The organism is Yersinia frederiksenii ATCC 33641 (assembly GCF_000754805.1).
Lineage (GTDB): Bacteria > Pseudomonadota > Gammaproteobacteria > Enterobacterales > Enterobacteriaceae > Yersinia > Yersinia frederiksenii.
In genome coordinates this window covers 4,647,420-4,660,678 of the sequence record NZ_KN150731.1, presented here as the reverse complement: position 1 = coordinate 4,660,678, position 13,259 = coordinate 4,647,420, and the positions used below count along the sequence as shown (strand labels likewise).

The following is a 13,259-nucleotide window of genomic DNA, read 5'->3' as shown; positions in this document are numbered from 1 at the left end:
TAAACCAGAGTGTGCCCAGACACAGGGATAACCAGTGAGGTTTTCTCCTGGTTTCCTCTGTCTATTGACGCACGGCCTGTTAGTCAGCCATATCGTGTCAGCGGCGGAGGAGAATAATCAAGACGAGTATGTGTTTGAGGATGCGTTATTACGTGGTTCATCACTCGGCTTGGGCTCTATCTCCCGCTTTAATAAAAAAGACAGTTATGAAGCCGGTAAATACCACGTTGATCTCTTTATGAACAACACCTTTGTCGATCGCGTCGAACTGATGTTTATCACCAAAGGGGACACGGTTATTCCCTGCTTGTCCGTTTCACAAATGTTGCAGGCAGGTGTTAGAGAAGATGCACTGGAAAAAGTCGATCACAACGATAACTGTCTGGATTTTAAAACGTTGTTACCCGCCAGTGATTACCGCTTCGATTATGCCAAGTTACGTTTTGATTTGTCGATCCCGCAACTGTTTGTTAAAAACGTACCGCGCGGCTATGTTGACCCGCGCAATCTCACAGCAGGAGAAACTATTGGTTTTAGTAATTACAACCTAAACCAATATCATGTCGGCTATAACAAAGATGGCATTAAACGTACAACCAACTCTAGTTATCTGAGTTTAAACAATGGCATCAATGTCGGCATGTGGCGCTTTCGTCAACAAGGTTCTCTGCGCTATGACGACACCCGAGGAGCGAATTGGACCTCTAACCGGCTGTACAGCCAACGCGCCCTACCGACGATTGGTAGTGAAATTACGGTAGGCGAAACATTCAGCTCAGGCCAGTTTTTTTCGAGCTTAGGGTTTAGTGGTGTGGCGTTGGCCACCGATGACCGTATGCTACCGGAATCGCAGCGCGGTTATGCTCCCATTGTGCGGGGCATTGCCAGAACCAATGCCAAAGTCACGGTATATCAAAATAATCGGTCAATTTACCAAAGCACCGTGTCACCTGGTCCCTTTGAGTTTAATGACCTGTCTGCCACCAATTTTGGTGGCGATCTAACGGTTGAAATTCAGGAAGCAGATGGCAGTTTAAGTACTTTTCAGGTGCCCTTTGCCTCAGTACCTGAATCGTTACGCCCTGGCTATTCCCGCTATAGTTTTGCAGCAGGACAGGTACGTGATCTGGCGAGCCATGAGGTATTCAGTGAGCTGACCTACCAGCGTGGGATCAGCAATGCTATTACCGCAAATAGCGGTTTGCGCCTGGCCTCCGGTTATCAAGCCGTGATGCTGGGGGGGGTATTCACCCACTATATTGGTGCTTTGGGCCTGGATGCCACCTATTCCGATGCTCGTTTACCCAATGACGAACAACAAAATGGCTGGATGGCGCGCGCCTCGTTTAGCCGCAGATTTGAAACCACCGACACCACGTTATCTGTAGCGGGTTATCGTTATTCAACAGAAGGTTATCGTGATTTAAGTGATGTTTTAGGTATGCGGGCGGCCAACAGTGGCAAAGTGTGGAGCTCTGGCACCTATAAACAACGTAGTCGGGCTGAAATATCCCTTAATCAGAACTTCAACAGTTATGGCTCGCTGTATTTAACCGCCTCCTCGCAAGATTACCGCAATGATCACAAGCGTGACACTCAGCTACAACTGGGTTATGCCAATACGCTGTGGCATAACACCAGTTTCAATCTGGCAGTGTCACAACAAAAAACCGGGGGGATAAATGAAACTTACTTTGTCGATCCCGGCAGTGGCATGCCCGCAGCAAACGGAGCAAAGATCCTCGCCACCAATGAAACCGTGGTGCAGATGTCCATTTCTTTCCCATTGGGGGGGAGCCCACAGGCACCTTATGTCTCTGCGGGCGCAGTCAACAGCAAAGTCAGTGGAGCCAGTTATCAGACCTCGCTATCAGGTGTTATGGGCGATGACCAGTCTGCCAGCTACAGTATGGATTTTGCGCGTAGTGAACAAACGAAAGAAAATACTTTTAGCGGCAGCCTGCAAAAACGGCTTCCAACCACCAGCCTAAGTGGCAGTGCATCGCGCAGCCCTGGTTATTGGCAAGGTTCAGCCAGTGCCCGTGGTTCGGTAGCATTTCATCGTGGTGGCATCACGTTAGGGCCCTACCTGAGTGATACTTTTGCACTGGTAGAAGCCAAAGGTGCCAGTGGTGCCAAAGTGATGTATGGGCAAGGGGCAAAAATTGACAGCAATGGTTATGCCTTGGTGCCGACACTGACTCCTTATCGCTACAACACCATTACCCTTGATCCCGACGGCATGGATTTCAACACCGAACTTCAGGATGGTGAGCGGCAAATTGCCCCTTATGCTGGCTCCGCGACGAAAGTGACCTTCCGCACCCTTAGTGGATATCCACTATTAATTACCGTCAAACTGGCTGATGGTGGCCAACTACCGATGGGCACCATGGTTTATAGATCCGAAAGCCAAGCGGATAACGATAATGGCGATAATCACCAAAATCGGGAGGTCGGTATGGTCGGCCAAGCCAGCCAGGCATATTTGCGGGCTGAAAAAACACGCGGGACGCTTCTTTTGGTCTGGGGGGATGCGCCCAATGAACGTTGTCATTTGGATTACGATTTAGGTAAGCCTAATAACGATAGAGAGCTATACAGACTCGATGCCTTGTGTGTCGTTACCCAGCATTGAACTAGAGAAAAATTATGAATCCTATTAGTCACCACCACGCTAATCTATACCGTCGCAAACCCCGATTCTGGCGAGGGTTACGGCTATGTATCACCCTCGGATTGCTCGCTGCCGCTCTACCCAGCTATGCACAATGTGTTTGGAAAGGGGCCAATATCGGTGGTGATAACTATGGTGCTTCATTGCAACTTGGCAATATCAATATAACTAGCAATTACATTCAGCCTGTTGATTCAATTCTGGCCTCCAGCATGATTAGTCTGATCCCTGCCCGTTTCTGGTCAGATCCTGAAGCCGTTATCTATGAGTGCGACTTGGCCGATAAAGACAGTTTATTTGAAGTCTTCGCCACTAACGGTGACAGCAATGTCGGTGGCTATACCAATATGGGCGATAATTTTTTTCAGACGTTCTTCCCATATACTGCGTTGAAACTGATTCATATTGATTCTGGTATCGAATTCACCCGCATTTGGCAACAAGTTCCCTTGCGAAAATACGATATCGTCGGCAATAAAATTCAGATTAAAGGCAAGCATTTCAGCCAGATTCGCGCCGAACTGAAAAAAGTTGGCTCAGTCGATCGCACACCAGGCCCTGCGACTTGGGGCTGCTCTGGGCCTGCGGCAGATAACTATTCCGGCAGCTATACCTGTAACCAACCTAATGGATATGTGGTTTTTAAAGGCCCCGGCATGCCAGTCCCTGAAACCGGTTATGACTCTGCGACCAATTACCAGACCTGGGGAACAGGTCGCTATATGGCATTCGGCATGAATACCTCGCCCGTTTCCACCCTAACGCGTAAAAATACCTGCGTAGTTCGTAATGTGACACCCTACGTCGTCTTCCCGGTTATTACTGTTAGTGAACTCATTGATAATCAAACTCGTAGCGCCAACATAACCGTCGATATCGAATGCCAGTCAGGTACGGAATCGGGGGTTAATAGCGGGCAAACTGCGCTCGGCATCCAAACATCATTACCCGGATATTTAAAAGCTCAAGGTTTAGGGCTGGTTAATTCTGCAGGTGGAGTGAGTTACTTACTTTCTGACCATTATGGGACTGACAGCCGTATTGCTACTGGCGTGGGTATCAGCTTGAGTGATAGCAGCGGAAACGCCATAAACTTTGTTGGCTGGGGGGGATGTGTCAAAGACTGTGCCTCCAGCGCCAGTGCCGGTTGGTATCCGGTACTCACGGGTGCCAATAGCACAGGCAGCAGTGCCACCGACTTTAACAACTATTCACACAATTTCACCGCCACGTTGAAAAAACTACCTAATGGCACACCTACCGCGGGCAAGGTTGATGCCACAGCTTATGTTCTGGTGAAGATACAATGAGATACTTTAGCTTATTTTTACTGATGTTAAGCATCCATCAACAGGCTATCGCCGGCCTGGTGACGGGAGCAACACGGATGATTTATCAGCCCGAATCCAGGGAACGTACGCTGATGCTGGCAAATACCAATGATTACCCGGTAGTCGTACAAACCTGGGTTGATGATGGTGATGTCGATAGCACACCGGATCAAGCCAAAGCGCCTTTTATGGTGTTACCGGCAGTATTTAAAATGCAACCGGGAGCCGCCCAGGGACTACGCATTATCAACAAAGGTGACAACCTGCCCACCGATCGAGAATCGGTCTATTGGCTTAATCTCTATGAAATCCCGCCGAAGTCACGGCGCAACGACAATGCCTATGCACAAGTTGCCATGGCGATGAATACGCAGATAAAAATTTTCTATCGCCCTGCAGGCCTTATGCCTAAACCGGAGGAAGCGATGAAAAAAGTGAGTTTTTCCCTGCGTAAGCAAGATAAAAAATATGTCCTCGTCGCTAATAACCCTTCGCCATATCATGTTTCATTCGGCCAAATTCAGCTACAAAATCATCCACAACAAAACTATACCATCGCCCAAGAGATGGACATGATGGTGTCTCCCTTCTCTGAACGGCAATACCAATTTGAAAAACAGCCAACATCACTCACTGGTGAACTGACATTGAGCTACATCTATTTTGACGATGCTGGGAATCAGGTCAAAAACAGTCAATCAGTAAAAGTGACGCCGTAACATACGTAATTTTCAGCTGGTTACCCAGTAAATTTCTAGCCTATGGAAACAGAGTCAATGAGATAAATCTGCGGAAAATAGACAAGTTTGCTGAAAAACAAGCCAATAAGCTCATTCCCTCAGCAAACGCGCGTTTTTAGTGTTTTTCTACTTTGACAAACGCCACCACCCCCGCTATGATTCGCCTCGTTCACACGATTCCTCTGTAGTTCAGTCGGTAGAACGGCGGACTGTTAATCCGTATGTCACTGGTTCGAGTCCAGTCAGAGGAGCCACATTAGAGAAGCCCGCTTAAAGAAATTTAAGCGGGCTTTTTGCTTTTGCTGACCTCTGACCGTCAGCAAAAGGGCGTGAGCGCTTAGTTTTATCGTCTTAAATCACTATAATCCACGTTTTTCCATCAATACTGCAAGATCAACCAAACGGTTAGAGAACCCCCACTCGTTGTCATACCATGCCAAGATTTTGACCAAATTACCGCCAATAACTAAGGTGGAAAGCCCATCAATAATGGATGACCGAGGGTCACCTTTGTAGTCGCTAGACACCAAAGGTTCGTCGCTGTAACCCAAAATCCCCTTGAGAGCCCCCGATTCCGCAGCCTTACGGAAAGCGGCATTCACCTCATCCGCAGTCACTTGACGCTTCAATGTAACGGTTAAGTCAACGATAGAAACCACGGGAACCGGGACTCGCAGAGAATAACCGGTCAGGCGGCCATCCAACTCAGGAATAACCTTACCAAGCGCTTTAGCAGCGCCACTGGAATAAGGAACAATCGAGAGCGCGGCAGCACGAGCACCACGCAAATCTTTTTCGGGTTGATCGTGTAACGCCTGACTGTTGGTGTAGGCGTGGGTCGTATTCATTAAACCATATTCAATGCCGAAAGCTTGATGAAGAACCTGAGCCGCAGGGGCAAGACCGTTAGTGGTGCAGCTGCCATTACTGACAACTTTGTGAATCGCAGGGTCGTACTTATCATGGTTGACCCCCATCACGATGGTAATATCGTCGTTCTTTCCGGGCGCGGAGATAATCACTCGCTTAGCTCCACCTTTGGTGATGTGTACTTCAGCTTTAGCTTTATCGGTAAAAAAGCCAGTGGCTTCGATAACCACATCAACACCCACACTTTTCCACGGGATCGCACCTGGGTCCCTTTCTGAGAAAACATGAATAGGCTTGCCATCTAGTCTCAATTGGTTTTCACCAGCCTCAACGTTGGCGGCTAATGTCCCTGAAAGGGAATCGTATTTTAGGAGATGTGCCAAGGTTTTGCTGTCGGTCAAATCATTGATCGCCACAACCTCAAAATCATTACGACCCAACGCCGCACGCAAAACATTTCGTCCGATTCTGCCGAATCCATTGATGCCTACTTTGACCATGATCTACTCCTTAGTTATTTGCTCTGCTTTAAATCTAGCGCGAGAAATAAATGGCGTAAATGACATTAATAGATCAATTTAGGCCAACTTACGGGAATGAAAACGGGCGCGATATTCAGTCGGGGTGAGTTGCAGATTTCTTTCGAAAACTCGCCGCAGGTTAAGGCTGTTACCAAAACCGGTGGTGGTTGCGATTTGCTCAATACTGTCCGAACTCTGTTCCAGATATTGCCTGGCCATATGCAGGCGAGCATCTTCTACAAATTTGGCGGGAGAAATGCCCGTTTCGCGGGTGAATACTCGTGTAAAGTTACGTGGGCTCATGGCGACTCTTTCTGCGAGTTTCTCAACAGAAAGATCACAGGCAAGATTCTCAAGAATCCATGACTGGAGGTCGCTAATTGGGCCAAGTGTTTTGGCCTGATTCAAAGGATAGCGGCTGAACTGAGTCTGTCCACCGGGACGACGAAGAAACATCACAAGGTCTTGTGCCACATCGCGCGCCTGAGTGAAACCACAATCTTCTTCAACAAGCGCCAAAGTGAGATCAAAACCCGAACTGACACCACCAGAGCTCCAGACTGAGCCGTCCTGAACATAAAGTGGCCCATTCTCGACTTTCACCTTAGGAAAGCGAGATTGCAACGTATCCAGCAATCGCCAATGTGTGGTCGCCCGCCGACCATCCAGTAAACCCGCCTCTGCCAGCACCAGAGCACCACCACAAACGGATGCAACACGCCGCGCGTTGGGGGCGGCACGACGAATCCAATTGGCGACATACGAACCTTCTTCATCAGTCGCCCCTCTGCCCGTGACCATAATGGTGTCACGCTGCTGTTCTGGGTCAAGATCGACAAGGCGGTGGTCAGCTAACAAATTAAGTCCTGACGACCCATGCACCACTCGATGAGATTGGGTTGTCGCTATTGCCACCTGATAAAGCGGAGCATCAGTAGACCTCAAGCGGTTGGCTTGCATCAGGATGTCGGCGACTCCGGCCGCTTCAAATAACATGCCCCCATCGGGAACGATAATCAAAAATGTGCGCATGTCCCTAAAATACAAATTGAGCAAAATAAGTCAAGCGCAATACACCTAGCCCCAGAATGTTACACACGCTCGTATACTTTGTTCGGTTTAATATCGAGCTGGTCGGAATTATCTCGAATGGCGCAAATAATAGCCAATAGAGGAAATATCCTACATTGATCTAGCTCTTTATCTTATATCCCACCCTATTTCTATTCTGTATTTTGAGACAGGAACGCCCCACTAATAAACAAAGTGATAATCACTTGCATTAATAAGGAAATATTAACACCCACACTGTTACTTTTTAAGATCATTACTGCAATATAAATAATACATATTAAAAATAACAAATATTAAATAAGAATTATTTTCATTAATTAGTATTAATTTAACACCAGGTAGAAATCTTATATGACAAAACGTAGAACAGTGAGGTTCATATTCCGTCAAACATGCTATTTCGCCGCTCTTTCGGGTTTAATCCTGAATGGGTCAGATTATTTTTTCTGAAATAAATCATAGCACTGACATTGCTATTCATTCCGAACCTAAAGTATCCCTTTGTAATACCAGTACTTATTGGTAAACGAGAAAAAGTTATCAATATGTAAAATAAAGCATTAAATAATTAAAAAAATGAAGTTTTATACTTAATAAATTCAATGGCGATAAATAAATAACTTTATTGCGCTATAGATCTATCAACAGTAGCAAGGAATTTTAATATGACATACCAGAGAAGCTATTTTGGTGTTTCTTCAAAATCACCGGCAAGAAATACGTTATCGTTATTGATCTCTATCGCCATTTTAGCAAATGCTGGCGTGTCTAATGTACATGCTGCGACTAATGAATGGCTTGGCACCATTTCCTCTGAATGGAGTGATCCGAATAACTGGAGCCTGGCCATTTTACCTGACAGTAATATCAATGCTCTGGTTGAGAGCGGCAATCTTATATTAGACACAACCGGCGCAAGTTGGAATTTGGCAATGGGAGTCTCTTCAGGGAGTGACGCCTCAATCACGGTTAATAATGGGAATCAATGGACTCTCGGTAAACCCTTATCCGGCTCCAGTGCCAATGGGTTTAAACAGCATATTGGAGAACTGGGAAAGGCTACGCTAACCATTAAAGACGGTGGCAAACTCTTCTATGCCGCTAACTCAACAACAATTTTAGGCGATCAAGCCGGTTCTGAAGGTGAAGTGATTGTCAGCGGTGCAGACTCAGTTTGGAGCAGTATTTATGCTGATGCCTCCCATTCTAGTAATCAGACTAATATACAAATCGGTAACTACGGAGCAGGTAAAATCTCGGTCCTCGATGGCGCTAGCGTCATTACTCCTAGAGGGATTTCTATGGCTCAAGAAGTGGGGTCTTCCGGCTCTATTTTAGTCAGCGGCACAGGTTCAACCATGCTGTTGGGCAATAGTTCGTTAGGTAATACCGGTTGGGCCGGGATATTTATGATATACGGCGAAGCCGATGTGACTGTTGAGGATGGCGGTGATTTAACACTCTATGGCGGAATATTTTTTGGCCGTGGGAAAAATGGCGCAGCACAAAACCTCACTATCCGCGGTACGGGTTCAACCATTACTAGCTATGGCGATATCAGTAATGTCGAAAGCGGCATTATTCGAATTGAGGATGGCGCTAAGTTATATACTTTACATAGTGCGGGTACCGACTTTGCCACTCAAGGACAGGGAATAGTAGGTAGAGGTGGCGGCAGTAATATTGGTGATGCTTATGCCTATGTTACGGGCAATAACTCTTTATGGCATATGGATCAGGATGCCATTGTCGGTTATTTGGCTAACGGCCATTTAATTATTTCTGACGGCGCTACCGTTGAAAATGCTCGTGGTCGCATTGCGCTAAAAGCCGGTTATACCGGCACTGTAACGGTCAGTGATGTCGGTTCAATATGGAATAACAGCGGTAATGTCACTGTCGGCAGTGTCGGCAATGGAGCGCTAACTGTTTCTAACGGTGGTGTGGTGAATGTCGGTAATAGTCTGTTGATTGCTGAATTTGTTGGTTCAACCGGCGCACTGAATTTTGGCTCGGCTGAACATCAGGCGGCAACAGCAACTGGGACCATCAATGCCAATCAGATTAGTTTTGGTGCCGGAGAGGGGCGCGTGGTATTTAACCACAACGATACCCATTACCAGTTTGACCATCTATTAAGTGGAACAGGTACTGTCGTTGCTGATAATGGCCTGACGCAATTTAGTAATCATCAAACTTATGCTGGACAGACTGAAGTCCACAATGGCGCAATATTAAAAGCAGGCATTGATAATGCCTTTAGTGCCAACTCAATTTATGACATCAGCAGCGGCGGCATATTGGATTTAGCTGGCTATCAGCAAACCATTGGCACGACAACCAATGCTGGACTCATCAAATTTCATACCGCTGTAGTGACCAGTGCGCAGGCAAATAACCTGCTAACTATTGATGGAGACCTCCACTCCAATGACGGAGAAATTATATTTAACACGGTATTAGGTGATGACAATTCCGCTACCGATAAACTAGTGGTAAACGGCAATACCTCGGGAACAGCATGGGTCAGTGTGCTCAATGCCGGCGGTAGCGGCGCAGCAGCCCTAAATGGCATTCAATTGGTACAAGTTAATGGCAATTCTGACGGTGAATTTGTTAAGAATGGCCGTATCGTCGCCGGTGCATTTGATTACTCTCTGGTGCGTGGCGCAGGAGCAAATATCAGTAATTGGTATCTGACCAATACTATCAGTACGGATACAGAACCTGACCCAGACTCAGAAGTTGCGCGCGTACCCGGCCCATCAATCATGATTGAGCGGCCTGAAGCCAGCTCTTACAGCGCCAACCTGGCTGCAGCCAACAATATGTTTGTTACACGGCTACATGACCGTCTGGGAGAAACCCAATATATCGACGCCCTGACTGGCGAGCAAAAGGTGACCAGCATGTGGCTACGTAATGAAGGGGGTCACAACCGCTCGCGTGATGCACGAGACCAGTTAGGTACGCAATCTAACCGCTATGTGTTGCAGTTGGGCGGCGATATTGCCCAGTGGAGTCATAACGATTTAGACCGACTGCATTTAGGTGTGATGGGCGGTTACGGCACGAGCAAAAGTAAAACCGAGTCGCGGATTTCCGGCTATAGCGCTCGTGCATCTGTCGATGGCTACAGCTTGGGAGTGTACGGCACCTGGTATGCCAATGAAGCCGATAAGTCAGGTTTATATGTCGATAGTTGGGCGCAATACAGCTGGTTCAATAACAGTGTTGACGGTCAGTATTTGCATACCGAAGAGTACAAATCCAAGGGTGTAACAGCATCTATTGAGAGTGGATATACCTTTAACGTCGGTGAAAATACCGCTAAAAATGCCACTTACTTTATTCAGCCCAAAGCGCAAGTCACCTGGATGGGCGTGAAAGCTGACGACCATCAAGAGGCTAATGGCACCCGTGTTTCAGGTGTCGGTGAGGGTAATATCCAGACCCGTTTAGGGGTGAAAGCCTTTATGAATGGTTTCCACGAAAGTGATAAAGGCAAAGACCGGGTATTCCAGCCCTTTGTTGAGGCTAACTGGCTCCACAACACCAAAGACTTTGGTACACAAATGGATGGCATTACCGTGAAACAAGCCGGAGCTCGCAATATCGGCGAATTGAAGGCCGGTGTGGAAGGCCAAATTAATAAGCAACTGAATATTTGGGGGAATGTAGGTCAACAAATCGGTGGCAAAGGCTACAGTGATACCGCCGTGATGTTAGGCGTTAAATATAACTTCTAGTTTTGCGATAGCAAGCCCGTTCCTGTCAATATAACACTCAGGAACGGGTCTGCGAAAAACACATAACGGCTACGAGTTAATGGCTTTCTTAGAATCCAGCGCACTGTGGATGGCAGCTTCCAATTCGTTGGCTTCAAATTTTGCCACGTAAGCATCTGCACCAACTTTACGGACATGATCTTCATTGGCACTACCAGACAACGAAGAGTGAATAATAACCGGGATATTCTTGAGGAACTCATCGCGCTTAATATTCAATGTAAGTGTAAAACCATCCATTTCTGGCATTTCCAAATCGGTTAACACAAACGCGATTTTATCCGCAATAGGCCGCCCTTCGGCTCGCGCTTCATCCGCTATCTTTCTGATTTTATTCCAAGCCTCTAGGCCGGTGATATGCATCACGGCTGGAATGTCCATCATCTTCATGGCTTGTTCCAGCATTGAGCGGGCAACTTTTGAATCTTCTGCCACAATAGCCACCGCGCCCGGTTTCAGATCAAAGGCTTTGCTCTTCTCGCTATCTATTTTAACATCGCGGTTAGCGGGAATAATGTCATATAAAATCTGCTCAACATCCAAAACCAGTGCCAGCCGGTTACTGGCTTTATCATTGTCAAGGCGAGCAATACTGGTGATATTGCGGCTCTTAACCCCTGCGTCAGCCGCCAATACCTGACTCCACTCCAGGCGAACAATGTCATCCACCGATTCCACCGCAAATGCTTGAGTGCTGCGGGCATACTCAGTCACTAGCAGAATATTTAATCCGGTTTTTGGCACACAACCCACAATGGCAGGGAGGTCAATCACAGGAATGATTTCTCCGCGAATATTCGCCATCCCCATCATCGGTGATGCCATGCCCGCAGCCTTGGTTAGCGTCGGCATTGGGACTATCTCACGCAATTTAAATACGTTAATACCATACAACTCAGATTGTTGTTCTTCCTGGGATTCCCCCAGACGGAACAGCAGCAGTTCAAATCTGTTTGATGAAGTGAGATTAGTTCTCTCCTCGATCTCTTTTTGAAAATTATCCATACTTTCCCCGATGCAAATAAGTATTGATGTGCAGTAACAAGGCGATATTAGCCATTCGGAAAATAAGGAATAACATTCTGCTCAGCGGCAATTAATGCTTCACCCTTTCAGCCGGGACCAGAAAAGCCTAACATTTACGGCGCTTCCTCATCCCACGTCTTCCCATTGCCTTTTTCTTGTTCTCACGATGGAGTCACTTACCTCTATATCGGCAATCGGCGGGAAATGATTAATAATTCGGTTCAAGAAGAAGAGAAAATTTTTTGCTATAGTTTTTTCCTGCAAACATCGTTTACAGAGGAGATTAGTGAATACCCATGGTCGCTCTTAATAGCGAAACACCGTTCAGCTAAGTTGCAGGCTGGGCTGACCAAGAAACGAAGCAACCAATGACGACAGACATCTTGTTCCGCTAAAATTAATTCGCGTAAATAATTTTATCCGCATAAATGGCTTCAATCGCCCGCTTATGCGGATTTTTCTTTTTATCCGTGACAATAATATCAATGTCATTGATGTCGCTTATTTTCATTAACCCACTTTGACCAAATTTACTGGTATCACACAGAATGACTTTCTGCCGCCCCATCGCCAACATTTTCTTGGCAATGCGCCCTTCATCCAGATTTTTCACCATCACACCAAAATCACTGTCTATCCCACCCACGCCCACAAAGGAGAAGTCAGTGTGAATATCATTCATTTGTTCAATTGTCTGAATACCTAAATTAGCTTTATAAGTATGGTTATATTCACCGCCCAGAACATGCACGATGGCCATATTATTTTTACTTTTAATTTGATCAGCAATTAATGATGAATTGGTAAAAACAGTGAATTTTACTAATGGCAAGAATGATGAAAAAATAAGCGTGGTAGTGCAAGAGTCAATAAATAAAGTATCGTTTTCTGTTACCAACGATGCGGCATATTGGCCAATCACCATTTTTTCCTGGCGATTTAAATCCATGCGTTGGGCAAAACTGCCCTCTTGTATATTCTGAACTTTTATCGCACCGCCATGAACTTTAGTGACCTCTCCGCTCTTCTCCAAATAGGAAAGATCTCGGCGGATCGTTTCAGACGTCACACCCAGTTCCTCGGAAAGACCAATAACAGAAACCTCACCAAGACTATCCAGCTTCTCCAAAATAAACTGTTTACGTTTGATCTGATTCATAAGTAATGGCGGCCCGGCTGCGATACATTTGTGTGTCATTCTACTCAATAATTTTCTGAAACAAAAGGCTATT

At 46.4% G+C, this 13,259-nt stretch carries 8 protein-coding genes and 1 tRNA gene; 5 read left to right on the top strand and 4 right to left on the bottom strand.

What is annotated here, in order from left to right; all coding sequences use genetic code 11:
* Positions 1-34 precede the first annotated feature (34 nt).
* The 4 genes from DJ58_RS01345 to DJ58_RS01360 all read left to right on the top strand — a co-directional run bounded on the left by DJ58_RS01345 (position 35) and on the right by DJ58_RS01360 (position 5,002).
* On the top strand, positions 35-2,638 hold the full coding sequence (locus DJ58_RS01345) for a fimbria/pilus outer membrane usher protein (RefSeq protein WP_032911424.1): 2,604 nt from the start codon (positions 35-37) through the stop codon (positions 2,636-2,638).
* A gap of 14 nt (positions 2,639-2,652) precedes the next feature.
* Positions 2,653-3,987 carry a fimbrial protein gene (locus DJ58_RS01350; protein WP_032911423.1) on the top strand — a complete coding sequence of 445 codons (1,335 nt, stop codon included), beginning with the start codon at positions 2,653-2,655 and terminating at the stop codon, positions 3,985-3,987.
* Positions 3,984-4,727, top strand: a complete 744-nt coding sequence (locus tag DJ58_RS01355; protein WP_032913284.1) for a fimbrial biogenesis chaperone — start codon at positions 3,984-3,986, stop codon at positions 4,725-4,727. The genes DJ58_RS01350 and DJ58_RS01355 overlap by 4 nt, the downstream gene beginning before the upstream one ends.
* Before the next feature lie 199 nt (positions 4,728-4,926).
* A tRNA-Asn gene (locus DJ58_RS01360) sits at positions 4,927-5,002 on the top strand.
* 105 nt (positions 5,003-5,107) lie between these two features.
* Here the strand turns inward: DJ58_RS01360 and gap are convergent.
* The gene (gap, locus tag DJ58_RS01365) at positions 5,108-6,118 is read right to left on the bottom strand and encodes a type I glyceraldehyde-3-phosphate dehydrogenase (protein ID WP_032911422.1); all 1,011 of its coding nucleotides are present in this window, start codon (positions 6,116-6,118) and stop codon (positions 5,108-5,110) included.
* A gap of 78 nt (positions 6,119-6,196) precedes the next feature.
* On the bottom strand, positions 6,197-7,171 hold the full coding sequence (locus DJ58_RS01370; protein WP_004710306.1) for a GlxA family transcriptional regulator: 975 nt from the start codon (positions 7,169-7,171) through the stop codon (positions 6,197-6,199).
* A gap of 707 nt (positions 7,172-7,878) precedes the next feature.
* Between DJ58_RS01370 and DJ58_RS01375 the strand changes: the two genes are divergently transcribed.
* On the top strand, positions 7,879-10,962 hold the full coding sequence (locus tag DJ58_RS01375) for an autotransporter outer membrane beta-barrel domain-containing protein (RefSeq protein ID WP_004710305.1): 3,084 nt from the start codon (positions 7,879-7,881) through the stop codon (positions 10,960-10,962).
* Between the two features lie 69 nt (positions 10,963-11,031).
* On the opposite strand, the gene DJ58_RS01380 is transcribed toward DJ58_RS01375, so the two are convergent.
* Complete coding sequence (locus tag DJ58_RS01380; RefSeq protein ID WP_004710303.1) at positions 11,032-12,006, bottom strand: chemotaxis protein; 975 nt, start codon at positions 12,004-12,006, stop codon at positions 11,032-11,034.
* A 418-nt stretch (positions 12,007-12,424) separates the two neighbouring features.
* Positions 12,425-13,186, bottom strand: coding sequence for a DeoR/GlpR family DNA-binding transcription regulator (locus tag DJ58_RS01385; RefSeq protein WP_004710301.1), 762 nt, complete (start codon positions 13,184-13,186; stop codon positions 12,425-12,427).
* Positions 13,187-13,259: the final 73 nt, after the last annotated feature.

What these genes read in the sequence shown, in the direction of transcription:
- DJ58_RS01350 (WP_032911423.1), top strand. Translation starts at nt 2,653, where the DNA reads ATGAATCCTATTAGTCACCACCACGCTAATCTATACCGTCGCAAACCC.
- DJ58_RS01355 (WP_032913284.1), top strand. Translation starts at nt 3,984, where the DNA reads ATGAGATACTTTAGCTTATTTTTACTGATGTTAAGCATCCATCAACAG.
- gap (WP_032911422.1), bottom strand. Translation starts at nt 6,118, where the DNA reads ATGGTCAAAGTAGGCATCAATGGATTCGGCAGAATCGGACGAAATGTT.
- DJ58_RS01370 (WP_004710306.1), bottom strand. Translation starts at nt 7,171, where the DNA reads ATGCGCACATTTTTGATTATCGTTCCCGATGGGGGCATGTTATTTGAA.
- DJ58_RS01375 (WP_004710305.1), top strand. Translation starts at nt 7,879, where the DNA reads ATGACATACCAGAGAAGCTATTTTGGTGTTTCTTCAAAATCACCGGCA.
- DJ58_RS01380 (WP_004710303.1), bottom strand. Translation starts at nt 12,006, where the DNA reads ATGGATAATTTTCAAAAAGAGATCGAGGAGAGAACTAATCTCACTTCA.
- DJ58_RS01385 (WP_004710301.1), bottom strand. Translation starts at nt 13,186, where the DNA reads ATGAATCAGATCAAACGTAAACAGTTTATTTTGGAGAAGCTGGATAGT.